19 protein-coding genes are annotated in these 26217 nt (G+C 31.8%); 11 read left to right on the top strand and 8 right to left on the bottom strand.

From position 1 onward, the window contains the following. Nucleotides 1-17: 17 nt before the first annotated feature. Nucleotides 18-692 carry a YiiX/YebB-like N1pC/P60 family cysteine hydrolase gene (locus FH779_RS13235; RefSeq protein ID WP_244957962.1) on the top strand — a complete coding sequence of 225 codons (675 nt, stop codon included), beginning with the start codon at nucleotides 18-20 and terminating at the stop codon, nucleotides 690-692. A 170-nt stretch (nucleotides 693-862) separates the two neighbouring features. Next, nucleotides 863-2023, top strand: a complete 1161-nt coding sequence (locus FH779_RS13230) for a dicarboxylate/amino acid:cation symporter (RefSeq protein WP_180905044.1) — start codon at nucleotides 863-865, stop codon at nucleotides 2021-2023. 65 nt (nucleotides 2024-2088) lie between these two features. Here FH779_RS13230 and FH779_RS13225 read toward each other — a convergent pair whose 3' ends face one another. The 3 genes from FH779_RS13225 to FH779_RS13215 all read right to left on the bottom strand — a co-directional run bounded on the left by FH779_RS13225 (nucleotide 2089) and on the right by FH779_RS13215 (nucleotide 5472). Continuing rightward, a complete protein-coding gene (locus FH779_RS13225; RefSeq protein ID WP_180905043.1) occupies nucleotides 2089-3324 on the bottom strand; it encodes a DEAD/DEAH box helicase in 1236 nt (411 codons plus the stop codon). A gap of 76 nt (nucleotides 3325-3400) precedes the next feature. Beyond that, nucleotides 3401-4492: an RluA family pseudouridine synthase gene (locus tag FH779_RS13220; RefSeq protein ID WP_180905042.1), complete on the bottom strand. Its 1092-nt coding sequence runs from the start codon at nucleotides 4490-4492 to the stop codon at nucleotides 3401-3403. Between the two features lie 11 nt (nucleotides 4493-4503). Further along, nucleotides 4504-5472, bottom strand: a complete 969-nt coding sequence (locus FH779_RS13215) for a PASTA domain-containing protein (RefSeq protein WP_125348649.1) — start codon at nucleotides 5470-5472, stop codon at nucleotides 4504-4506. Nucleotides 5473-5563: 91 nt separating this feature from the next. Here FH779_RS13215 and FH779_RS13210 point away from each other — a divergent pair, with 91 nt between their 5' ends. From FH779_RS13210 to FH779_RS13200, 3 genes are all read left to right on the top strand, one after another. After that, the gene (locus tag FH779_RS13210) at nucleotides 5564-6553 is read left to right on the top strand and encodes a D-alanine--D-alanine ligase (protein ID WP_180905041.1); all 990 of its coding nucleotides are present in this window, start codon (nucleotides 5564-5566) and stop codon (nucleotides 6551-6553) included. Continuing rightward, nucleotides 6541-7002 carry a pantetheine-phosphate adenylyltransferase gene (coaD, locus tag FH779_RS13205; RefSeq protein WP_038331887.1) on the top strand — a complete coding sequence of 154 codons (462 nt, stop codon included), beginning with the start codon at nucleotides 6541-6543 and terminating at the stop codon, nucleotides 7000-7002. The genes FH779_RS13210 and coaD overlap by 13 nt, the downstream gene beginning before the upstream one ends. A 108-nt stretch (nucleotides 7003-7110) precedes the next feature. Next, nucleotides 7111-9309, top strand: coding sequence for a T9SS type A sorting domain-containing protein (locus tag FH779_RS13200; RefSeq protein WP_180905040.1), 2199 nt, complete (start codon nucleotides 7111-7113; stop codon nucleotides 9307-9309). A 55-nt stretch (nucleotides 9310-9364) separates the two neighbouring features. Here FH779_RS13200 and FH779_RS13195 read toward each other — a convergent pair whose 3' ends face one another. Further along, nucleotides 9365-9961 (bottom strand): ribonuclease HII, encoded by a 597-nt coding sequence (locus FH779_RS13195; protein WP_180905039.1) that lies wholly within the window; start codon nucleotides 9959-9961, stop codon nucleotides 9365-9367. Nucleotides 9962-10063: 102 nt separating this feature from the next. On the opposite strand from FH779_RS13195, the gene FH779_RS13190 reads away from it, so the two are divergent. From FH779_RS13190 to FH779_RS13180, 3 genes are all read left to right on the top strand, one after another. After that, nucleotides 10064-13207, top strand: a complete 3144-nt coding sequence (locus FH779_RS13190; RefSeq protein WP_180905038.1) for a SusC/RagA family TonB-linked outer membrane protein — start codon at nucleotides 10064-10066, stop codon at nucleotides 13205-13207. A gap of 13 nt (nucleotides 13208-13220) precedes the next feature. After that, nucleotides 13221-14819 carry a SusD/RagB family nutrient-binding outer membrane lipoprotein gene (locus FH779_RS13185; RefSeq protein WP_180905037.1) on the top strand — a complete coding sequence of 533 codons (1599 nt, stop codon included), beginning with the start codon at nucleotides 13221-13223 and terminating at the stop codon, nucleotides 14817-14819. A gap of 109 nt (nucleotides 14820-14928) precedes the next feature. Next, a complete protein-coding gene (locus FH779_RS13180; protein ID WP_180905036.1) occupies nucleotides 14929-15636 on the top strand; it encodes a hypothetical protein in 708 nt (235 codons plus the stop codon). Between the two features lie 66 nt (nucleotides 15637-15702). Here the strand turns inward: FH779_RS13180 and guaB are convergent, their stop codons facing one another. Continuing rightward, nucleotides 15703-17163: an IMP dehydrogenase gene (gene guaB, locus FH779_RS13175; protein ID WP_125348658.1), complete on the bottom strand. Its 1461-nt coding sequence runs from the start codon at nucleotides 17161-17163 to the stop codon at nucleotides 15703-15705. A gap of 251 nt (nucleotides 17164-17414) precedes the next feature. Between guaB and FH779_RS13170 the strand changes: the two genes are divergently transcribed. From FH779_RS13170 to FH779_RS13160, 3 genes are all read left to right on the top strand, one after another. Then, nucleotides 17415-20999 (top strand): glycosyltransferase family 117 protein, encoded by a 3585-nt coding sequence (locus tag FH779_RS13170; protein ID WP_180905035.1) that lies wholly within the window; start codon nucleotides 17415-17417, stop codon nucleotides 20997-20999. A 190-nt stretch (nucleotides 21000-21189) separates the two neighbouring features. Beyond that, a complete protein-coding gene (locus FH779_RS13165; RefSeq protein WP_180905034.1) occupies nucleotides 21190-21699 on the top strand; it encodes a hypothetical protein in 510 nt (169 codons plus the stop codon). A gap of 203 nt (nucleotides 21700-21902) precedes the next feature. Continuing rightward, nucleotides 21903-22562, top strand: coding sequence for a porin family protein (locus FH779_RS13160; RefSeq protein ID WP_180905033.1), 660 nt, complete (start codon nucleotides 21903-21905; stop codon nucleotides 22560-22562). 77 nt (nucleotides 22563-22639) lie between these two features. On the opposite strand, the gene FH779_RS13155 is transcribed toward FH779_RS13160, so the two are convergent. The 3 genes from FH779_RS13155 to FH779_RS13145 are packed head-to-tail and all read right to left on the bottom strand — an operon-like array spanning nucleotide 22640 to nucleotide 26085. Then, nucleotides 22640-23851, bottom strand: a complete 1212-nt coding sequence (locus tag FH779_RS13155; RefSeq protein WP_180905032.1) for an FtsX-like permease family protein — start codon at nucleotides 23849-23851, stop codon at nucleotides 22640-22642. Further along, nucleotides 23835-24476 (bottom strand): ATP-binding cassette domain-containing protein, encoded by a 642-nt coding sequence (locus FH779_RS13150; protein ID WP_125348666.1) that lies wholly within the window; start codon nucleotides 24474-24476, stop codon nucleotides 23835-23837. Before FH779_RS13150 ends, FH779_RS13155 begins: the two co-directional genes overlap by 17 nt. Next, complete coding sequence (locus FH779_RS13145) at nucleotides 24466-26085, bottom strand: DUF4836 family protein (protein ID WP_180905031.1); 1620 nt, start codon at nucleotides 26083-26085, stop codon at nucleotides 24466-24468. The genes FH779_RS13150 and FH779_RS13145 overlap by 11 nt, the downstream gene beginning before the upstream one ends. Nucleotides 26086-26217 lie beyond the last annotated feature (132 nt).

The following is a 26217-nucleotide window of genomic DNA, read 5'->3' as shown; positions in this document are numbered from 1 at the left end:
GTAATAATTCATTCTGAATGAAAAAAATATTCGTTTTATTTCCTATCTTTTTACTTCTATTTACATTGAAAATGAATAGTTGTACAAAATCAAAAATATTAAAAGAAAAACATTCAATTTCATTACAAAATATTCAAAATGGTGATTTGATTTTTGTTGGTGCGCAAACAGAAGAACTTTCGGGCGCAATAAATAGAGTGACAAAAATAAATGACGATACCAATTTTGATCATGTTGGATTGATCGAAAAAACGGCTGATTCTATTTTTGTTTTACACGCTGCTCCAATGGGCGGATCACAACGAGAGGAAATTCATCATTTTTACATTTCTCAAACCGAAAAGAATAATAAAATTGTTATTTATCGTCTCAAAAAAGAATATCAATCAACGATTCCTCATGCAATTGAAAAAGCTAAAACAATGCTCGGAAAACCTTATAATTGGTTATATATTTTGAATGATGACGAATTATATTGTTCCGATTTTGTGGAAAGAGCCTTTCGTGATGATAACGTTTTTGAACTAATTCCGATGAATTTTAAAAACAAAGAAACCGGAATTATTGATAATTTTTGGATAGATTTTTATCGTAAAAAAGGAAAAGAAGTTCCGCAAGACGAACCTGGAACAAATCCAAATCAATTGGCTACTTCTGAGAAATTAATTAAGGTTGGAGAGGTGAAACTTTAAAATAATTTTGAAAAACTAATATGCTTGTTGTAGAAATCAGAATGACAGTATATTTTTATTTTGTACTTTTTTAATGTCATATAATTTAGTAAAGAGATTTAAATATTTTCTAAAACATATTTAGTCTATTAAATTAATAGAGTTTATATTTGTCGCAAATTTTGTGTCAAATGTTAAAAAAGATTGCGAGCAATACATTATTTCGATTGCTTTTGGGTGTGATTGCCGGTTTGGTTTTAGGAAATTATCTGAATGAAAATACAATTCAAATTGTTTTATCCTTAAAATATTTTACAGGACAATTAATCTTCTTTTTGGTTCCGTTAATTGTAATCGGTTTTATTGTTTCTTCAATTACGAAATTAAGCGAAGGCTCAGCTAAAATAGTAGGTTTTTCATTATTAATTGCCTATTTATCTTCTATAGGAGCGGGGTTATTTTCGATGATTGCAGGTTATCAAATTATTCCAAATTTATCTATTCCAACTTCTGTTGATTCGTTGCGAGAAGTTCCAAAAATTTTATTTCAATTAGATATTCCGCCAATTTTTTCGGTAATGACAGCATTGGTTATTTCGTTGATGTTGGGAATGGGAATTTTGATTACAAAAGCGAAGGAATTAGAAAAGATTTTTGATCAATTCAAAGATATTGTAATTCTTTTGGTAAACAAAGTTTTGATCCCGATTTTACCTTTTTTCATTGCTGCGAATTTTGCAATTTTAAGCTACGAAGGTTCTATTGAAAAGCAATTGCCAGTTTTCTTGAAAGTAATTTTGATTGTTATTGTTGGTCATTTTATTTGGATGACATTAATGTATACAATCGCAGGATTTTATCATAAAACAAATCCATTCAAACTTTTAAAATATTATCCACCTGTTTATTTAACGGCAGTTGGAACAATGTCTTCGGCGGCGTCTTTGGGGGTTGCGGTAAAAGCGGTGAATGATAGTAAGGTAATTAAATCTACGATTTCTAATTTTACGATTCCATTTTTCTCGAATACACACTTATGTGGTTCAGTTTTGACGGAAGTTTTCTTTGTAATGACGGTTTCGCAAGTATTGTACGGTCATATTCCAGATGTTGGAACAATGGTAATTTTTGTCTTGCTTTTAGGCGTTTTTGCTGTTGGTGCACCTGGAGTTCCGGGTGGAACAGTTGTCGCTTCGTTAGGATTAATATCAAATGTTTTAGGATTTGATGAAGCTGGAGTCGCTTTAATCTTGACTATTTTCGCATTACAGGATAGTTTTGGAACTGCGTGTAACATTACAACTGATGGTGCATTGAGCATGATTGTAGATAAATATGCTGAAGAGAAATAATTTCAACTCATCTGTGAAAAATATAAAAAAAAAATCACTTCATTTCGAAGTGATTTTTTTATGAATTATTTTCTTCTTCCTCGATGAGGATTCTTTGGTTTTGTATCTTTTTTTGGTTTAAAACCAGTATTATTTTTCTTGAAATTATTATTGTTACTATTCGCGTCAGGTAATTTATAAAACTCTTTTGGTGTTTTAATCACTGTTACATAATTACCAATTAATTTCTCAATATTTGCCAAATCGCCTCTTTCATCGGCAGCACATAAAGAAATCGCTTTTCCTTCGCGTCCTGCTCTACCAGTACGTCCAATTCGGTGTACATATGTTTCAGGAATATTCGGTAATTCGTAATTGATCACATAAGGTAATTGATCAATATCGATTCCACGAGCAGCAATATCAGTGGCAATTAATACTTTTAATTTTTCTTCTTTGAAATCATTCAAAGCACGTTGTCTGGCATTTTGAGATTTATCGCCATGAATTGCAGCGGCTGGAATTCCAGCCTTTTCCAAGTGTCTTACCAAACGATTTGCGCCGTGTTTTGTTCGTGTAAAAATCAAAGTACGATCTTCTGGATGTTCATTTAAAATGCTAACCAAAAGTTTTACTTTCATGTCTTTGTCTACATGATAAACAAATTGCTCAACCGTTTCGGCAGTCGAAGAAACAGGTGTTACGCTGACTTCTTTTGGACGACGAAGAACTGAATGAGAAAATTTTCGAATGTTTTTTGGCATTGTTGCCGAAAAGAAAAGTGATTGTCTTTCTTTTGGAATGATTTCTAAAATCTTTTTGATTTCATGAACAAACCCCATATCCAACATACGATCGGCTTCATCTAAAACAAAAATCTCGATTTGATTAATTTTTAGATGTCCTTGTCCAATCAAATCTAACAAACGGCCTGGCGTTGCAATTAAAATATCAACACCATTTTTGATGGCTCCAATTTGTGGATTTTGATTAACACCTCCAAAAATCGCCAAATGTTTTAACGGTAAATTTTTACCATATAATTTAAAACTTTCGTTGATTTGAATGGCTAATTCACGCGTTGGCGTTAAAATTAATGTTCTAATTTTTCTTCTTTTACTCGGAGAATTTGTTAAGTTTTGTAGAATAGGAATCGCAAAAGATGCCGTTTTTCCTGTTCCTGTTTGCGCGCAACCAATAATATCATTTCCTTCTAAAACTAAAGGAATAGATTGCTCTTGAATTTCGGTTGGTTCTGTATATCCAGCCTCTTCAATTGCTTTTAAAATTGGTTCAATTATATTTAATTCTGAAAAATTCATTGATTAAAATCGTGTAAGTTTTTATATAGAAATAGATAAGCACTTCCGTCGAAGTGCTTTATAATTAAAAATAAATCTATTCCATTTCTTTTGCGTTGCGATCAATTTTTTCATCAGGTTCTGTTGCATGAACAGAGTTTACCGAATAATTTCTCCAACGTTCTAAAATATCTATCATATCAGCAGGCATCGGAGATTCGAAATACATACGTTCTCCTGTTGTAGGATGATCAAATCCTAATGTACGTGCGTGTAAAGCTTGGCGTGGACAAGCTGCGAAACAATTGTCAACAAACTGTTTGTATTTGTTGAATGTTGTTCCTTTCAAAATGCGATCTCCACCATAACGAGCATCATTGAATAATGGATGTCCCAAATGTTTGAAATGTGCTCGAATTTGATGTGTACGACCAGTTTCTAATTTACATTCGACCAATGTAACGTAAGAAAAATTCTCCATTACTTTATAATGTGTCACCGCATGTTTACCTTGATCTCCATCAGGAAAAACAGCCATTTGCATACGATCTTTTAAGTGTCGACCAATATGTCCCGTAATTGTTCCTTCTTGTTCTGCCAAAACTCCCCAAACCAATGCATTATACAAACGGTCTGTTGTGTGAGCTGCAAATTGTTCTGCTAAACTTGTCATTGCAACTTCTGTTTTCGCAATAACCAAAAGTCCGCTTGTGTCTTTATCGATACGATGTACCAAACCAGGACGTTCCATTTGATCTGACATTGATGGTAAATTATCAAAATGAAACTTTAAGGCATTTACCAAAGTTCCTGTATAATTTCCATGTCCAGGATGCACAACCATTCCAGGTTCTTTATCAATTACGACAACTTGATCATCTTCGTAAATAATTTTGATCGGAATATTTTCTGCTATAACTTCATTCTCACGTGGAGGAGTTTCTAACATAATCTGAATAAAATCTCCAGGCTTTACTTTGTAATTCGATTTTACAGATTCATTGTTCACTAAAATGTTTCCGTTATCGGCTGCTTGTTGAATTTTATTTCTTGTCGCGTTCTCAATTCTAACCATTAAGAACTTATCTATACGCAATAACGATTGACCTTTGTCAACCGTTATTGAAAAATGCTCGTATAATTTATTGTCGTTTTCCTCTTGTAAGAAATCTTCTAAATCTTCTGTCATTTATTCTCTTTCTATTCTATAATAATCTCTTCTGGAGCTTTAGGCGCTTCTGTAGGCTTTTGTTGCTCTGTAGGCTGATTATTTTGTTGTTGCTGTTGTTGCATATCTTTGATCTGCTGTTCAGCTTTTTGTGTTATAATATCTCTATATTGAGAACCGCTAATTGTATCTTCGCCAAAGTTTTTGTACTGAACATCTAATTCTTTTAACTGTGTTCTAATTTTATCGCGAGGTTCTGTTGATAACCAAATATCAATTGGTTGACCTTGATCGTAAGTATCCGTAGCAAATGGGAACTGATAAACAACTCTTGCGTTGATTGTATCATGAGAAGCTCCAATAAATTTGATTTGACCAATCTCGAAGAAATTATCTTTGATTGATTTTTTAGCTTCTGTCAATGTTAAATTAACCAAATTAGGCATTCTAACACCAGATAACATTCCGCGTCCTAATACCAAATCAACTGTCGCAAAACGAGGTAATTGTTCGCCTGCTTTTACAATTTTTCCGTTGTATAATATTTTAAGAACGGCATCTTTTGCTAAATCTGGCTCGTAAATTATTTTTCCGATTTTAAGACCAGAAATTTCTAATTGTGTAAAAGCCAAACGTTTTGATTTTCCAACTAAATCTGGTAATTCAACCGGGCGATATGTTTTCGGATTTGACTTAATAAAGATACGACGACCTTCTTTTACACGTGATTCTGCTGCTGGATAAAAATCCATAATAGCAAAAGGTTTCGTATTTGGATCAAAACGAGAACTATCTACTTCGTATGTCAAACCAAGTTCTTCTAACTTAGCTGTAGCATCAGTAATATTCATTTTAGATAAATCCGGAACTTCAACAAATTCATTGTGATTTGTATACGAATCTAACCAAACGTTAAAAATAAAATGGTAAAGCCCAAATGATAGCGCTATTACAATAGCTACATTCAGCAAAACTTGAATGATTGATTTTACTCCTTTCATTGAAATGATAAATTGTCGCACAAATATAGTTTAAAAATAATATTTATGATTGATGTCAAAGTTCTATATTTGAATAAATTTTAAATTAAACATGTTAAGAGTAGCAGTTGTAGCAGGTGGATATACGGATGAAAGCGTGATTTCGTTGAAAAGTTGCGAGTTAATTTACTCAAGTCTAAATCCAGAAAAGTACGACAGAACAAGGGTTCGAATCTTAAAAGAAGGTTGGTTTGCCGAAATTGATGGCGAAAAATATCCAATCAATAAAGGTGATTTCTCATTTGAAAAGAATGGAGAAAAAATTACGTTTGATGTCGTTTTTAATACAATTCATGGTACGCCAGGAGAAGATGGTTATTTGCAAGCGTATTTTGAAATGATTGATTTGCCATACAATGGATGTCCTTTTTATCAATCTGCCTTAACATTTAATAAAAAAGATTGTATTGCAGTATTGAGCAAATATGGGATTCCGCATGCGAAATCAATTTATATTAATCAAGGAGATCAATATTCTGCAAAAGAAATTATCGATCAAGTTGGTTTACCTTGTTTTGTGAAACCAAATCGTTCAGGATCAAGTTTAGGAATTTCAAAAGTTCATAAAGAAGATGAATTTGAAGCTGCAATGCAAAAAGCTTTTCTTGAAGATAAAGAAGTTTTGATCGAATCTTTCTTAGATGGAACAGAGGTTTCGGTAGGAGTTTTAAATTACAAAGGAGAAACAATGGTGTTGGGAATTACGGAAATTGTTTCGCACACAGAATTCTTTGATTATGATGCAAAATATAACGGTTTGTCTGACGAAATTACGCCAGCTCGTTTAACGCCAGAAGTTGAAGCAAGAGTAAGAGAAATTGCAGCTAAAGCATATAAATGTATTAATATGTCTGGATTTTCTCGTTCAGAATATATTATTGTAAATGGAGAACCGCATTTTATTGAAATGAATACGTTACCAGGTTTTTCTCCTGCAAGTATTTTTCCTCAGCAAGCTGCTCATGCAGGAATTGCATTAGAGGATTTGATGGATAGTGAAATAGAATTTGCTTTAAATAGACCTTCAGCATGGATAGAGTAGCCGTATTTCCTGGGTCTTTTGATCCAATTACTTTAGGACATTTAGATATTATAGAGCGTGCAGTTCCTTTATTTGACAAGATTATTGTTGCCATTGGAACAAATTCATCGAAGAATTATATGTTTTCTTTGGAGCAACGAATTAAGTTTATTGAAGATTCTGTTGCGAAATTCGAAAATGTAGAAGTAATGGCTTACAAAGGTCTGACTGTCGATTTTTGTGATGAGGTAAATGCACAATTTATTTTACGTGGACTTCGTAATCCAGCCGATTTCGAATTTGAGAAAGCGATTGCGCACACAAACCGAGCAATTACAAATCATAATATCGAAACAATCTTTTTATTGACATCTTCTGGGAAAGCTTACATCAGTTCAAGTATTGTTCGTGATGTCATGCGAAACGGGGGAAAATATGAGATATTAGTTCCAGATGTTGTGAGGATTTAAGAAGATTTTTTCTATTAAATATTGAGAGAGTAGATAATTTATCTACTCTTTTTTTGTGCTATAAAATTTGAAAAGCAATATATTTACAACAATTAACACAAAATAAATATGAAGAAATTAATTTTACTATTAATTGCGTTCGTATTTAGTACGCTTACTTTTGGTCAAGAAAGGCCGATTGCTAAAAAAGTAGAGCAAGCTAAATTAACGAGTCGTAGTTTCAAATCGTATGATGTATTCAGCGATGTAATTCAACAAAAAGGGAATCAATTTGCAGACTTTGCAAAAGGAGTTTCTGTTTTTAATTTAGAAAAAGCAGAATTAACTAAATTATATCAATCAAAACCAACTTCTTTAACATTAGATGTTCCGTTTGAAGGGCGTCAAATTAGTTTAGAATTAGTAAAGAATGATGCATTGTTTACGGATAATTTTAAAGCAGTCGATCAAAATAATAAATTAATTAATTACAAACCAGGATTGTATTATCAAGGAATTATCCAAGGAGATAAAACGTCTGTTGTTGCAATTTCTATTTTTGAAGATCAAGTGATTGGTGTTGCTTCATCTACTGCTCTAGGAGATGTGGTTATTGGTAAATTACAAAATTCTGAAGAATATGTAACGTATTCTTCATATAATGTAGAAGCAAAAAGTAACGTAAAGTGTGCTGTAGATCAATTAGAAGAAAATAAAAATTATAAACCTAATTATGATCCAAAAATCTTAAAAAAGACAACGAATGAAATGACTGAAAAATGTGTTCGTGTTTATTATGAGATTGCATATGCTCCATATAAGCAAAATGGTTTAGATGAAACAAAAACACTGAATTGGTTAACAGCTATTCATAATAATATTGCGACACTTTATACAAATGATTACATCAGAACTTCTTTATCTAAAGTGATGATTTGGAAAGAGCAAGATCCATATACGGGTAATTATAGTGCTCAGTTAAACAAATTTAGAACAACGAGAACAGAATTTGATGGAGATTTAGCGCATTTGGTTAATTATCCATCTACAACTTCTGTTGCTTATCTAAATTCAATGTGTAATAATGAATATCATTTTGCTTATTCAGGAATTAACATGACTTATAATAATGTGCCTGTTTATTCTTGGACAATTATGGCGATGACACATGAAATGGGGCACGCATTAGGTTCACCTCATACACATGCATGTTCATGGAATGGAGATAATACTGCAATAGATGGTTGTGCTCCAACTTATGATCCTAGTTTAGCAGAAGGAACTTGTCCTACAGGACCAATACCTTACGCTGATAAAGGTACAATTATGAGTTATTGTCATTTAGTAGGTGGAGTAGGTATTAACTTTTCTAATGGTTTCGGAGAACAACCAGGGAATTTAATTCGTGCTACTGTTGATGGTAAAATTTGTTTAAGTACAGATTGTAGTATGACTTGTCCACAAACGATAAAATCTGTAACAGGTTCTCTTGAAGGACAAAATATTACATATACGTTAAATGATGATGTAGGAACTGTTTGGATTTATAAGTTTCAGAAAATTGGTGATACAGAAGCTCAATGGAAAGAAACGACATCAAAAATATTAAAGTTTGAAAATTTAGATCGAAATGCATACTACAGAATTGAAGTAGCAAATAAATGTACAGCAACATCTAATTCTTCTTCTGTAACATCAATTATTGAAATTCCTGGAGATTATTGTAATGGAGATATTTATTATGATTCTGGTGGAGCAAATGGAAACTACTCGCCTAATGAGAATTTTATAAAAGTATTTAAACCTCTTGTTGCGGGCGAAAAAGTGTCAATCACTTTTACAGAGTTTGATGTAGAACCTGCTGATGAAAATGGAGTTTATGATTATATGAATGTATATAATGGAACATCTAGTAATGCTTCAAAATTATTTGAAAATGGAAAAGAATTAAACGGAAATAAAATTCCTGGACCATTCGTTTCTACAGATGACTCTGGAGCAATTACTATTCGTTTTAGATCAGATGGTGGATTAGAGTTAAAAGGATGGGCAGCACAAATTAATTGTAATTCTTTAGGATTAGAAGATTTAAATAAAGTTGAGTTTAATATTTACCCTAATCCTACTGCTGATTTTGTTACACTGTCAAGCAAAGAAAAAATTGTTAGCTATCAAGTTTTTGATATGTCAGGTAGATTGTTAGTAGAAACAAATAAGATAGATAAAAAAGAATCAAAAATAGATTTATCTAAATATCCAAAAGGAGTATATTTATTAAATATAAAAACAGATAAAAAATCTTATTCGCAAAAAGTGACTAAGAAATAAGCTGTACTAATTTTTTTAAGTTTTAAGAGGTTGTTAATTTATTAACAACCTCTTTTTATAAATCTAGACTTAATTGATCTGGTAATAATTTAAATGTCATTCTGTGATAAGGAGTAGCTCCAAATTCTTTTATTGCTAAACGATGAGCTTTTGTTGGATAACCTTTGTTTTTTTTCCAATCGTACATGGGGAATTCTTCGTGTATTCTTTCCATATATTCATCACGATACGTTTTTGCTAAAATAGATGCTGCCGCAATATTCATATATTTTGAATCACCTTTTATAATACATTCGTGTGGGACATCATGGTATTTATTAAAACGATTTCCATCAACAACAATCAAATCTTTCGGACAATCTAATTGATCAATAGCTCGATGCATAGCCAAAAAACTAGCGTTTAAGATATTTATTTCGTCAATTTCATTTGGCCAAACAATTCCAATTGCCCAATATTTAGCATTTTCTTCTATAAATGTTCTCAACGAATTTCTTTTCTTTTCAGATAATTGTTTTGAATCATTAATAATATCATTTTCAAAATCTCTTCCTAAAATAACTGCTGCTGCTACAACAGGACCGCTCAAACAACCCCTTCCTGCTTCATCACAACCTATTTCATATTCGTGATTTGATAAAACTTTATACAATTTTTTATTTTTTTAACAAAGTTATCAAAATTTAGCATAAAAAAGTTTTGTAAATGTTAGAGAAATCTTAAGTTTATGAAAGTTTTAAAAATGTTTTAACAGATGAGGAGAAATTTAAAAAACTTGTTTGTATTAGGAGGACTTCTTTTAGGAGCTTCTTTATATGCGCAAGAAAAGACAGTTACAGGAACTGTAACAGACTCTGATGGACTTCCAGTAGCTGATGCTGTTGTAAAAACAACATCAGGAAAAGAAGCTTACACTGACGAAAATGGGGTGTTTAGTATTGAAGCTAAACAAGGAGATTTAGTAACAGTAGAAGCAATGGGATTACCAACTCAAACTTTTTCAGTTGGTGCAGGTTCAGAATATAAAGTAACTCTTAAGCCTTCTGAAACGGTAGAGTTAGAAGGGGCTGTAGTAACAGCATTAGGAATTACTCGTGATAAAAGATCATTAGGATATGCATCTCAAGAGGTAAAAGGAGATGTTATTCAAGCAGGTAGAGGAAGTAATGCATTACAATCTTTATCAGGGAACGTAGCTGGAGCTCAGATTACAGCACCTTCTTCTTTAGGAGGATCTACTCGTATTACTTTAAGAGGTATTGGATCTATTACAGGAGAAAACAGGCCATTAATAGTTATTGATGGTATTCCATTAGCTAATAATAATGTTAATGATACAAATACTCAGCGTGGTGGCGGAGGTCGTGATTATGGTGATGGAGCTTTTGATATTAATCCAGATGATGTAGAGTCTATCAACGTTTTAAAAGGAGGACCTGCATCTGCTTTATACGGTTCTCGTGCTGTGAATGGAGTAATCATGATCAAGACAAAAACTGGAAAAAAAGGTAGAGAAGATATCGTTGTTAATACTGGTGTTGCTTTTGAATCAATTAATCAAATTCCAAGTCTTCAAAATTTATATGGGGGTGGAGCTTCTGATACCTTTGAAACTGTAAATATTGGAGGTAAAGATTATCAAATTGTAGATTATGCTACAGATGAATCTTGGGGACCAAGATTTAACAATCAAGAAGTTTTACAATGGTATGCTTTTGATCCTGAGTTTGCTAGCGATTACATGAAAACAACGCCTTGGAGAGCTTCAAAAAATGACGCTAAATCATTCTTTAATACAGGTGTTGCTTATACTAATAGTGTATCCTTTGCAAAATCATATGAATCAACTAATTTTAGAGTTTCATTATCTAATGTCAATCAAACAGGTATTGTACCTAATTCTACATTAAAGAAAACAACAGCAGGTATTAACTTATCTAATAAATTTAGTGATGTATTTACTGTAACGACTAATTTAACTTATACAAGAACGGATGGTTTTAATAGACCAGAAGTAGGATACGGGGATAACTCAGTTGCTCAAAAAATGTTCCAATGGGGACAAAGACAGTTAGATTATAACAAGTTAAGAGATTATAAATTAGCTAATGGGAATCAGCGTTCTTGGAATAGAACATCTTGGGATGAAGGAACTCCTGCATATTCTGATAATCCATATTGGGTAGTGTATGAAAATACATCAAAAGATAAAAGAGATCGTTTTTATGGAAATGTAGAGTTTAAATATGACATCGCACCAGGACTTTATGCTGTTGCAAATGTAATGGGAGATACTTATGATATGCAAGTGTCTGAACGTGTTGCTGTAGGATCTCAAGCAATGTCAAAGTATTCTGAAGCGTACTATAAGTTTACTGAGATGAACTATGAAGGACGTATACATTTTGATAAAAAATGGGGAGACTTCTCCTTAAATGCTTTTGCAGGGGTGAACAGAAGACACAAAACACAAAGTAGATTATCATCTTCTACAAATGGTGGATTAGTTGTTCCTAATTATTATTTTATTGGAAATAGTTTAGATAATCCAACAACATCGAGTTTTAGAGAAACTTCAGAAGTGAACTCTATATATGGTATGATCTCTTTGGGATATAAGAATATGTTATTCTTAGAGGCAACGGGCCGTAATGACTGGTTTTCTTCATTACCTATAATAAATAATAGTTATTTTTATCCATCTGTCACAGGGAGTTTTGTATTCTCTGAAGTATTTAAACCAAGTTGGTTAAATTTTGGTAAATTAAGAGCAGGTGTTTCGCAAGTTTCATCTGATTTAACTCCATATCAAACAGGGGATGTATTAGGTTCAAGTATAAACTTTAATGGAACGCCTACATTTATTCAGTCAAATACTAAGATGAATCCGTTATTAAAACCTGAGATTAAAGATACATGGGAAGTTGGTTTAGAAGCATCTATGTTTAATAATCGTTTCGGTTTTGATGTGACTTATTATAATGAGAAACGTACAGATTTATTAGTGCCAGTTCAGCACTCTTGGTCTACAGGAAATGGATATAAGTGGTTGAATGCAGGAGAGATGAGTAACGAAGGTGTTGAAGCATTAGTAAATATTGTTCCATTAAGAAATCAAGATTTTGAATGGAAAGTAACGTGGAATTTTGCTAAAAACAACAATAAAGTAGGTAAAGTTTCTGATGAAATGGATTCATACAATTTATCAACTGCACCATTTAGTGTTCAATTATGGGCTATATCAGGTCAGAAATATGGACAGCTTATGGGTAGAGATTTTGTTTATGATGATAATGGAAATAAAGTTGTTGATGCAAATGGATTTTATGAAAAATCAGCAGTAACAAACTTAGGATCAATTATTCCAGATTATAACATGGGTATCCGAAATACATTTACATACAAAGGGGTTTCTTTATCTGCATTAATTGATATTCAAAAAGGAGGTAAATTCTTCTCTACTTCACATATGTGGGGAATGTACTCTGGAATGTTAGAAGAAACAGCAGCTAATGGAGTTCGTGAGAATGGAGTTGTTGCAGATGGTGTAATGTGGGATGAAGGAACAAAATCATATGTTAAAAACACAACTGAAGTTTCTGCTTACGATTATTATAAAGCATATTATAATGGTGTAGATAGCCGAAATGTTTTTGATGCAGACTACATCAAATTACGTGAAGTAACTTTATCGTATACTTTCCCTAAAAAATGGGCAGGGCCTTTTGCTAACGTTACTGTATCTGCATTTGGTAGAAACTTAGCTACATGGGGATTAGATAAAAAAGGATTTGATCCTGAAATGGCTTCTTATGGTTCTGGAAATATACAAGGAATTGAAGGAGGGTCTTTACCATCTACAAGAACTTATGGTATGAATCTTAAGTTACAATTCTAAAAATTAAATTATTATGAAAATCAATAAAACAATTATATTATCAGCATTACTAGGAAGTGCTTTATTATCTTCTTGCGATAATGGATTTGAAGAAATGAATATTAGTCCTAATGCACCCGAAAATGCGCCTACATATACAATCTTTCCAATTGCAACTAAAATATTTGTTGATGAAATGAGAGATGGATGGGTGTCTGGACGTATGTTATTGCCTTGGGTACAATATTCAGCACAGAGAAACTATACAGAAGAGGATAAATACGCTTATCGTACGACAACAGGAGATCAAGCATGGAACGCAAGTTATCGATCTTTATCTAACTTAAAAAAGGTAATAAGTATTTGTACAGACCCTGTTTTAGGACCACAACAAGCTGCTTACGGAGATGTAGATACTCAAATTGCTGTAGCGAGAATTATGATGGCTTACGAATTCTTGGATTTGACAAATTATTTCGGTGATGTTCCATATTGGTCATTAAGTGGTGCAAAGAATCCAGATTTTCAAGCTTTACAAATTGATACATATGCTCAACCTAAATATGTTAAGCAAGAAGTTATCTTTAAAAATTTGTTACAAGAGCTAAAAGAAGCTGAAGCGCAATTGGATATTACTGAAAAGAATGTATTTACAAGTCCTGAAAATAAAATTGGTGACCAAATTTACTTTGGAGAAGCATCTAAATGGAAAAAATTTGCCAACTCTTTACGTTTAAGAATTGCTAACCAAATTAAAGATGTATATCCTGAAGCGAAAGCTGAAATGCAAGATGCTATTGCAAAAGGTGTTTTTACCTCAAATGAAGACAATGCTTTGCAACATTATGGAACATCTGCTGTAGAAGGTTCTCCATTTTGGAGCGAATTTTTTGTAGGAAATAGAAATGACTTCTATGTGAATAATCAGTTAATTAGATTATTAAAAGGACAATCTGGTAATTATGGAGTTGATCCACGTTTACAAAAATATGCTGCACCTTTAGGAACATCAAAAGCTAACGCTGGTTCAGGTAACTATGTAGAAACGGATGATATTACAAAATATCAAGGAATTCCTTATGGATTACCTTCTGATCGTTTATCATCAAATAATCAGGTATCTAAAGTATCTCCATTTTCAAAAACTATTTTCTCTGCAGATTATGCTGAGGTTTTAATGGAATACTCAGAAGTAGAATTCTTGTTATCAGAAGCTAATGGTTGGAACCAAACTAATTATGTGAATGGTGTGATAGCATCTATGCAAAAATGGGGAGTAGATCAAGCTAAAATTGATGCTTATGTAGCTGCATTACCAGCTGCAAATAAAGAAAATGTAATTACTCAAAAGTATATTGCTTTGTATATGCAGCCTCAAACTGCTTGGGTAGAATATAGACGTACAGGATATCCTAATGGTAATATTTTATTATTACCTGGTCAAACTGGATATGAAATAGATGGTACTCCATACGTATTCACTCCATTAGTAGCAGGTATGACTGATATTCCGTATAGAATTTCATATCCATTAGGTGAACAAACTCTTAATACTACAAATTGGAATGAAGCAGTTTCAGCTTATGGTGGAAAGGATCCAATTAATGGAAAATTATGGTGGATGACTAAATAATATAATATCCATTTTCTTTATAAAAGCAGCAAAATTATTTTTGCTGCTTTTTTTATTTTATTGATTTTTAATGAAATAAATTGTATATTGGATAGTAAATATTATGAGTATGTTAAAAATTAAAATATTTTGTTTTTTTGCTTCTTTTTGTTTAGGTGTCAATGCACAACAAAATTTATTAACAGATGGAGTTGATAGAGCTTTAAATGAAAGAATATCCCATCAAATAAGTAATATTCAAAATGAAATTGCTTTAAGAAATAAAGGTGAAGTGATAACTCAATATGAAGGTAGCCAGTATTATAATCCAAATTTTGAGGATATAGAAATAAAAGGTTTTAATTTAGACTTTTCTAAACTTAGATACAATGCTTATTCAGATGAAATGGAATTTGAAAAAGATGGACAGATTTTTAATTTAACAAAAGTTCCTGAATTGATGATTTATTTTCCTTTAACTCAATATCAATTTCTTAAATATCCAACTAAAAATGGAAAAATTGAAGGGTATTTAGAAGTTTTAGTTTATGATAAAGAAAAATATTCTTTATATAAAAGGAATAAAAAGATTATTACTCACGGAGAATTTAAAAATAATGCAAATAAAGCAAATACAAAATTCTCATTGGTGAATGACAGTGACTTATATTTAATTAGACATAAAGAAGATAAGTTTTATGTTTTTCCTACAAATGAAAAACAACTAAATAAGATTTTTAATAATCCAAATTTAGTAGAATTTGTAATTAAAAATAATTTAAATTTAAGTTTTGAAAAAGATAAGATAAAACTTGTAGATTACTTGAACAAGCTTTAAGATTTATATCAAAAACAAAATAGCAAGCCAATTGGCTTGCTATTTTGTTTAATATATTGATAATTCTTAATTCGAATAATTAGGAGCCTCTTTTGTAATGACAACATCATGTGGGTGAGATTCGTGTAAACCAGCACCTGTGATACGTACAAATTTTCCGTTTTCAATTAAATCTTGAATTGTTGGAGTTCCGCAATATCCCATTCCAGCACGTAATCCACCACATAATTGGTAAACAACTTCTGCAATAGAACCTTTGTGAGGAACACGACCTTCGATTCCTTCTGGAACTAATTTTTTCGCATCAGCTTGGAAATAACGATCTTTAGAACCGCGTTTCATTGCAGCTAAAGAACCCATTCCTTGATATGCTTTGAATTTACGACCTTGGAAAATAATTTCTTCTCCTGGCGCTTCATCTGTTCCAGCAAATAAACTTCCTAACATCACCAAGTTTGCACCAGCAGCAACTGCTTTTACAATATCACCTGATAATTTGATTCCACCATCTCCAATAATCGAAACGTTTCTTGTTTTAGCATAAGAATGTACATCATGAATAGCAGAAAGCTGAGGTACACCAACACCAGCTACAACACGAGTTGTACAGATAGACCCTGGTCCAACACCAACTTTTAAAGCATTTGCTCCAGCATCAATCAAAGCTTTTGCAGCTTCTGCAGTTACAATATTTCCTCCAACAATATCTAATTCTGGGAAAGCATTTCTAACTTCAGCAACTTTACTAATAACTCCAGCTGAATGTCCGTGAGCAGAATCTAACGCTACGATATCAACACCTTTGTTTACTAAAGCTTGAACACGTTCTAATGTATCAGCACCAACTCCTACACCTGCTCCAACACGTAAGCGACCTTTTGTGTCTTTACATGCGTTAGGGAATTCTGTTAAGTTGTCAATATCTTTAATCGTGATTAATCCAATTAATTTATTGTTTTCGTCAACGATTGGTAATTTTTCGATACGGTAACGAGAAAGAATTTCTTTTGCTTTCTTAAGGTCAGTATCAATATCAGAAGTGATGATATTTTCTTTTGTCATCACATCTTCTACCAATTGATCGAAGTTTTCTTGGTAACGAATATCACGATTTGTAATAATTCCAACCAATGTTCTATCCTCTTCAACAACAGGTAAACCAGAGATTTTATATTTCTCCATTAAGTTTACTGCGTCTTGTAACTTGTGATGACGAGATAAAGTAATTGGATCAGAAATCATTCCGTTTTCCGAACGTTTTACCATATCAATTTCATTCGCTTGTTCTTCGATCGACATATTTTTGTGAACGAAAGATAAACCTCCTTCACGCGCTAATGCAATAGCTAATCTTGCTTCGGATACAGTATCCATTGCTGCAGAAACTATCGGAATGTTAAGGGTGATATTGTCTGTGAATCTTGTTTGTAGAGATACTTGGTTCGGTAATATCTCTGAGTAGGCAGGCACTAATAACACATCGTCAAAAGTGAAGCCCGTTTGTAGAATTTTGTCTGTTAAAGGCATTGCTTTTTGCATTGCAAATTTAGATGAAAAAAGTTTAGAATCAAAACTATTTGAGAAAATGTATCTTAATTTTGAAGGATTTGATGTTTTGTTAATATGTAAATGAATCGATTAGAAAATTTAAAATTAATTTTAAAATATTCGATAAATCTATATTGTTTAGATGAGATTCTAATCAGAATTTAATCATTTCAATCCTAAGCTATATCAATTTTTTATCTTATTTTCGCAAGATAGTTTATTAAAACAAAATGGATATAAATTTCAAAAAGTGGAACAACATCTTGGGTGTTGCGATGTTCTTGATAGCGACAATATTGTATTTGGCGTCGATGGAGCGTTACCTGAGTTTGTGGGATTGTGGTGAGTACATTGTATCATCAGCAAAATTGGGAATTACGCATGCACCAGGGGCAGCTTTGTTCCAAATAATGGGAGCAGTTTGGTCTGGTTTAGCTTTTGGTGACGGAAGCAAATACGCCATATTAATCAACAGTACATCTGCCTTGTATAGTGCAGGAACAATTATGTTTTTGTTTTGGACAATTACATATTTTGCTCGAAAAATGTTTGCAAAAACGCAAGATCCAATGAATGTTGATGCGATTGAACTAAATGCTTCTCAAAAAATTATAACATTAGGAAGTGGATTAGTTGGAGCTGCAATTTTTATGTTTAGCGACACATTCTGGTTTTCTGCGGTAGAAGGAGAAGTTTACGCAATGGCATCTTTCTTTACTGCGCTATTATTTTGGCTGATTACAAGATGGGATCAAGTAGCAGATACACCTAGAGGAAACAAATGGTTAGTAATTATTTCGTTGGTGATTGGTTTATCGATTGGTGTTCACTTAATGGCAATGCTAGCAATTCCAGCAGTTTGTTTTGTATATTATGCTCGAAAATATAGATTTACAATCAAAAGTTTCTTAATCGCAAATGTAATTACGTTGATTATTTTAGCTTTTGTATTCAAAATAATTTTCCCAGTTGTGATGACATTCTTTGGAAGAACAGAGATTTATGTAGTAAATAATTTGGGAATGCCTTTTAATTCAGGAACAATTATCGCCGCTATCATTTTAATTGCAGTTTTCTATTTTGCGATTAAATTAACTCAGAAATATGGTTCAGCATTATTGAATACAATTTCGTGGTGTGTGATTTTTATGTTGATTGGTTTCTCATGTTGGTTAGTTATTCCGATTCGTGCAAACGCAAATCCTCATATGAATTTGAATGATCCTGATACAGCTTTGGGTGTTTTAGATTATTTTAATCGCGAACAATATGGTTCTTGGCCTGTGATGTACGGACCAGTTTTTACGGCTCATATTGCAAGTGATGGAATCAAACGTGATACTAACGGAGCGCCAGAAAGTACAGTTCGTAGTTCTGAATATATCAAGGATCAACGTACAGGAAAATATTTGAAAGTTTCGGATCGTTTAGATTATACATACGAAGATAAATATGTAAAGTTTTTCCCTAAAATGTTTAGTCCAGATCCAGGTGTAATGGAGAATTATGCGGCAGTTTATGCTTTTCCAAAATTCTCTTTGAATGCACAATATGCTGGTGATAAAGAAGCGCAACAAATGTACGCTCAATTGGTAGAAAAGCGTCAAAATAGACAATTAAAAGTTGCAGAACTTAAGAAATATGGTGAGATTTTAGATATCGAACCACCTACATTTGGTGAACAATTTAATTACTTTATTGATTACCAAATCAACTATATGTTTATTCGTTACTTTATGTGGAATTTCTCTGGTCGTCAAAATGATTTAGAAGGTAATTTTGAGATTACAAAAGGTAATTGGATTTCAGGAATTCCATTTATTGATAATCCACGTTTAGGAGATCAATCAAAATTACCAGATGAATATAGAAATGATGGAACAAATGTATATTTCATGTTACCATTATTCTTAGGTTTAATCGGGTTATTTACACAATTAAACAGAAATTTTGTTAACTGGTGGTCATTGTTGTCATTGTTTATTTTAACAAGTGTCGGAATCATCTTTTACACATCTGTAAAACCTTTCGAGCCTCGTGAACGTGATTATGCATTGGTAAGTTGTTTCTATGCATTTGCGATTTGGGCAGGATTGGGTGTACAAGGAGTTTATTTATTACTTCAGAAATTGATGAAGCAAGAATTGAAACCATCTTTAGCAATTGGAACGACAGTTATTTTAGCTGGTATTCCAATTTTAATGGGAGCTCAAAACTGGGATGATCACGATCGTTCAGAGCGTTCTGTAGCTTATTCTTTAGCTTACAATTATCTGAATCCGCTCGATAAAAACGCTATTCTTTTTGTCTATGGAGACAATGATACTTATCCACTTTGGGGATTACAAGAAACCGAAAATTTCCGTGATGATGTAAAAATTGCGAATTTAACGTTGGCTGCTTCTCCATGGAATTTAGAACAATTGTTACGTAGAACGTACAATGCAGCGCCTCTTCCAAGTGATTTGAAACCGAAAGATTATCAATCTGGAACTAACGATCAAATTTTTGTTGTTGGAGGTTCTATTAAAAATATTTTTGATCAATTGAATAGTTTCATCAAACCAGGATCTAATCAAACATTAGAAACGTTAAGTCAAATGCCAATTGAACAAGTTGCTCAATATTTATCTGATCCTGAAATTGATCCAAATCAAGTGATGTCAGTTTATAAAAGTTTAAAACCTTTACAAAAATATTTAACGACAGACAGTATGACCGCTAAAGAAGCGATGGATTTTATTTTAAATAATAAATCTCCAGAAAAACAAGCTTTAGCAGATTATTTTGGTTATTCAATTGGACAAGCAAATTATTTACCTGTTTCTAAAATTGTAGTTCCAGTAAATAAAGCAAACGCTCTAAAATACGGAATTGTAAGTGCAAAAGATGCCGATAAAATGGTTGATTCAATCACAATTAATATAAAAGCGTCAAGTTTGTTCAAAAACAATTTATTGTTGTTGTCAATGATGGCGAAATACAATTGGGATCGTCCTATTTACTTTAGTGGAGGAGGAATTTCTGATCCAGAAAATACATTCTACATGAATGATTATTTATTGAATGCTGGAATGAGTTATAAATTAGTTCCTATTTATACGCCTTTTGGTAAAGGAGGAATTATTGGTGCTTCTGATAATGACATGTTATTAAGAACATTCAATTCGTATAAATGGTCTGGATATAATAACCCTGATGCTTCATTTAGTTTGACAGAGCGTAATTATACATCTTCTTATAGAAATACTGCTGTTCGTTTGGCAGATGATTTATTGAATGCTGGACGCAAAAAAGAAGCGATTGCAGTTTTAGACAAAGTGATGTTAGAAATTCCTGCTTTAGCGAAATACGATATTGGTTATGGAGTGAGTAGAATTGCCGGAATTTATTTGAAAGCTGGTGAGGATAAAAAAGCACAAGAATTGTTTGCACATGTTCGTAAAGAAGCGAATGCAAAAATTGCTTTCTTCGAGTCGTTACCTTCAGGAAAAGGATATTCAATTGGTTCAGATTTAGCCGCGGCTAAAAATGATTTGATGATGTCAATCTACAATGAAGCTTCCGCTTTAGGTGAAAGAGGTGACAAAGAAAAAGCATTGAAAGTTTTTGAATCTGCTTATAATCCTGTTTTGAAGAAATTCGAAACCTTATATAAAGAAGTTGTTGCAGACGGAAAAGTTGATGCAGCTGATCAAGCAAAAATCATGAATCAGTTTAATTATTTAGACGAAATGATTGGTGTAGCAGCAGAAATTGATACCAATTATGCGAAACAACAACAGAATATTTTATACAAAATGGTCGGACAATAAGTCAAATCAATAAAAACAGAAAAGCTCCAAAAATTATTTTGGAGCTTTTTTTGTATAATAAAGTTTTGAATATTAAGTAATTGTTAATTTTAATATGTTTTATCATTATTGATTTTTAGAGTTTGGCACAAAAATTGAAATTATACAAATAAGTTTAACAAAATTGTAAATATTTTAAAACATTATAAAAATGAAAAAAGTATTATTAACAGCTGCTTTAGCAGTAGCAGGTATGGTAGGAGTTTCAGCACAAACGTCAGGAGTAGAAGGTACAGTACACGTGGGTATTCCAGTAGGTAATGCATCAGATGTTTCTTCTTTTAACCTTGGAGTAGACTTAGCTTACTTACATCCTATTGCAAATAATTTCAAATTAGGAGCGAAAGTCGGGTATGACCATTTTATTGCTAAAAGTGATTTTAAAGATTTAGGAGGAGAAGATTTTGGGTTTATTCCATTAGCAGCAACTGCAAAATACGAATTCAGTAACAATTTATTTATTGGTGGAGATTTAGGTTATGCAATTGCTACGAAAAGTGATATGGACGGAGGTTTATTCTGGCAACCAAAATTTGGTTATTCAGGAGCTAACTTTGATGTATATGCTGGATATAAAGGAATTGCTACAAGTAATAACTATGGATTTGATAAAAAGTTTAATGCAGATGCAGTTTCTTTAGGATTTGCTTATAAATTCTAATAACAAGAACAACTTATACTTGATACAAGCTACATCGAAAGATGTAGCTTTTTTTTATTAATATGCTTTTATGAATGTTAAAATTAAATGATTAATATATTTAATATGAGTTAATTAATATTTGTAGTACTCTTTTTTAACATTATTTGGCACAAGACTTGAAATTATGCATACATCATAATTAGAACTATAAAATTTAAAAGATGAAAAAAATATTTTTTATTGCTGCTGCAATGTTAGGAGTTGTAAGTTTGAGCGCACAAGAAAAAACAACATCGTCACAATTTGGTATAAAATCAAGTGTAAATATGTCTTCATTTAACGGGAAAGACGTGAACAATAATGATTATAAGGTTGGTTTTGGAGCTGGTTTGTATGGACATTTTCCAATTACAGAACAGTTTGCAGTTCAGCCAGAGGTTAATTTTACACGAATGGGGGGACGAGAAAAAACTGACGTAACAGAAGTTGGAAACACGACGGTCAAAAATTACAATAAAACGACTTTAGATTATATTCAAGTTCCAGTAATGCTTCAATTTTATCCTGCTGGAAGTCGCTTTAATATAGAGGCTGGACCTCAATTTGGATACAATGTATATGCGAGTAATAAAACGCAAGTTAGTACTTATGTAAACAACACGGTGTACAATACGGAAGAAAAAACTGACATTAAAGATAATGTAAAAGATTTTGATTTCGGTGTTAACTTTGGTTTGGGATATAATGTAACAGATAATATCAATGTTGGAGCGAGATACTATATGGGATTAACTAAAATAGGAGATAATAACAACAACAATGTAGAAGTTGGTGATGTAAAAAATCATTCGTTTTCTGTAGGAGTTGGATATTCGTTCTAATCGAGAATATTTAAGTATAAATAAAAAGGATTCTGAGTTTTTCAGAATCCTTTTTTATGTTTTTATAATATTTAGCATTAATCTTTCAATGCAATTTTTTTGATCGATTGTGTCAAAATTATTTTATTAATAATGAATAAAATAATCACGATGATTAATCCAAAACCGATCACTTCCCAAACGTGAGAAGTTTCTGTTGCCATAAATTTTCCGACTTTTTCTTTGATAATATCCAAAACAAAATAAACCAATGGAATCGAAATGAGATAACTGATTAACATAAATATAATCGAAAATTTAAGATACGGACGAGTCAGTTGGTTGATGTTGTAACCAATCAAAAATAAATCTTTCGTTTTATGCTTGTTCTTTTCAATCATCAATTGAAAATTGATAATCATCAACCAAATCGCTGCAAAAACAATGATTAAACCAATAAATAAAACCAACGAAAAAGCTAATTTCAGATAATACGTCAATTCATTATTTTTCAATTCATCTTTGTTGATATCATAATTTTGTTGCTCAAAATAAGTCGAAGCATTTTCATCTCCTTGAGATTTCGTTTCAACAACAATTCGTGAAGGTTCTGTATTTTTTTGAGGTGCATAAGTTTGATTTGCCCATTCCAAAAAGTTTTCAGGAACTAAAATCGTATTAATTTTTGTTGTAAAATCGACAATTCTTGCTTGATATACTTTCTGATTTTCTCCTTTTCCTAAAATCAATTGAAAAGGAATTTTAGTAAATAATCCTTCCGAAACTTGTGGTAAACCTTGACTTGTTGCAAAACCGAAATTGTACAAATTCAAATAACTTTTCGGAATAATAATCGGAATAAAATCTTGTCCTTCTTGCCATTTCCAATCTGACTCTTTTACATCAATGAAATCTTCTGGAACAGATTCGAAAAATAAATCAGTTGAAAAACCACGAATTCCAGCAACTCCACCAACTTGTAATTTTACAGGAAATTGACTGCTTTTGAATGTTCCGACTTTTGCAACAAAATTCTGTGATTTCAAATCATTAATTTCATCTTCACTAAAACTTGGTTTTTCACCAGTCAACGTTTGTAAAGACGATATTTTTTTGTTTAAGACCACATAATTTGCTTTCCAAACTGAACTATCTTCTCCAAAATTTTTGGCATAATCCAAATAAATTGTTCCAGCCAAAATCAAGATGAAAAATCCGATAATAGAGAAAAAACAAAAGGTTGTAATTCGCAAGAAACTTAGGTTTTTACGAACCAATTTTTCAATTAAATTTTTAGAGTTGAATGACATTTGCAAGGCGTTTATCGTGAATTTCGTGTAAGCTTGTAAAGATGATTCCAGCGTTATTTTTTGCAGCTTCTTTGGTAACTAAATCAATCAGAAGTTGTTGATTTATTTCATCTAAATGACTAAAAGGTTCGTCCAAAAGTAGAAAATCAAATGGTTGACAAAGTGCGCGAATCACAGCAATTCGTTGACGTTGACCATAAGAAAGATGAATCGCTTTTTGATGTAAATGACTTTTTAAACCAACTTTTTCAATCCATTCAATAATTTGATTTTCGGATTGATGTTGTGTTAATACATTTTTTAATTGGATATTTTCCATCAAAGTTAATTCTTCAAACAAATGCAAACCTTGAAAAACATACGCAATTTTTTCGCGTCTAATTTTTGTCCAATCATTCAAAGAATAATTCTTAATATTTTGTCCATCAAACAAAACTTCTCCGTCATAATCTTTTCTATCACCGTACAAAATATTAATCAACGTCGATTTTCCAACACCAGAATGTGCAACGATTTGATAAATATTTCCGCTTGAAAAAGTGTATGTATTTTTCCAAATTTCAGATTGTTCGAACCCAAATTCTTTCAAAGGATGCGGAACAAGTTGACTGATTTTAATTTCCATTTTGTTGTGCAGCTTGATTGAAAAATAGTGAATAAGCTTGGTCCAAAAGTAAGAAAATCACTTCCAAACTATTTTTATCCGTCTTTTTCATATGTATTTTTCCTGTTTTTGTGTATTCATTCGAAACGCGGTAATCGATGTGATCAAAATAAGATAAAACCGTTTGCATTTCTTTCGTGTTTCCGAACGGAATTTGTTGATAAATATATTTTTGAACTTCTTTTGGATATTGATCAAAATTTAGATTCACGTAACCAAACATTGGATTTGAAGCGTTTGTAGCGTATCCTGTTGTGACAAAATTTGAAGAACTTACCATGTTGTTTAAATATTGATTCATGATCGATTGATTATTTGTGATGTACATCAAATTGTTTTTGTACGTCATATAAATCTTCATATTTGTCGAAAGTGGCAGCATGTAATAAGATCCAATTTTCTGAATATTTTCTTGATGGGCTTTAATAAATTCGTTGAAGAAAAGATCGTTTTTCATTTTTCCACCCAAAACAAATTGCGGATAAACAACTTGCTTAATAAAAGCTTCTTTCTTACCAAAAAAATCATTTGGATTGAATGCTTTTCCGATCTCAAAATCATAAACACTAAACAAAGCTTCGCCTTCAAAACTTTGTTCTAATTTGTTCAAATCAATTTCATATTGTTCTAAAAAAGTAGTCAAGAAATTTTGATTTTCGAACACATAACGCGTGTTGGCAGGATAAATACCAAGTCCAATATTCATGTAACTTTGTGCAGGAAAATATTTAAAAAAATCAGTATTGATTTTTGATTTCCACATCGGATGTTTTTGCAATTCAACTTTTGTAATCGCATCTGGATGAAATTTCTGTGTAAAACTAATTCCGTCCGAAGTAAATGAAATAAAATTAACCCAAGAACTTTTTGTAAAATCAAGATTTTTCTTTTCAGAACTTTCGTGTTTTGAGAAGTTTTTCAAAAAGTTTCCAGTGTACCAAATGTTGATATCCTGCGAGTTTTTAACAAAATCTCCAAAACTATTATTTTCCTTCGCAAGTGAATGTTTATCGTTGATAATTTTCGTAAAATAATCTTGAATTGCTTTTTCTCCAACACCAAATTCAGAAACAATCAATAAAAATTGAGATTTATTCCAAGCCATAAACGGTTTATTGAATCCAGAAATCGTCGTAAAACCATCTTTCTTTTCAAACGAAATATTTTTTTTGTATAAACCTTTGTAAATGGTTGATAAATGTTTTTCAAACTGATCTTTGTCGCGCATATTTGTAATCAACGCAACCATATTTTTTCCATTAATTTTTTGCCCAAAAAGGTAAATAGGACTGATAATATCTACGCCTGCTGAGGTCGGATTGTTTTTGATATCATTTAATAATTGATCAAAAGTCGGATCTTGATTTTTAAGTTCGCCTTCGGCTAATTGATAAATTTTGTATTGTTCTAATTTCTGAAAATTACCTTTTTCTGCAATTGATTTTGGATTTATCAACGCAACAAAATCTGCATCTGTTGGAATCAAAACCGTATAATCTTCGTTTTTGGAACAACTTGCAAAAAGCAAAATAATGAATAGAATCGAGTAATATTTGAAGCCTTTTTTCATCGAAAAAATATCTTTAAAAATTGTTGTTAATTATTTGGTTAATGCTGAATTAAATCTGAAAACATCTGATTTTTATTCAAGAATTGTTAAATCTATAATATCGGGATAAATTTAAGCAATTATTAATATGAT

The organism is Empedobacter falsenii (assembly GCF_013488205.1).
Lineage (GTDB): Bacteria > Bacteroidota > Bacteroidia > Flavobacteriales > Weeksellaceae > Empedobacter > Empedobacter falsenii_C.
Note: the sequence above shows the minus strand (reverse complement) of the source record. Positions and strands in the feature narration are given on the sequence as shown.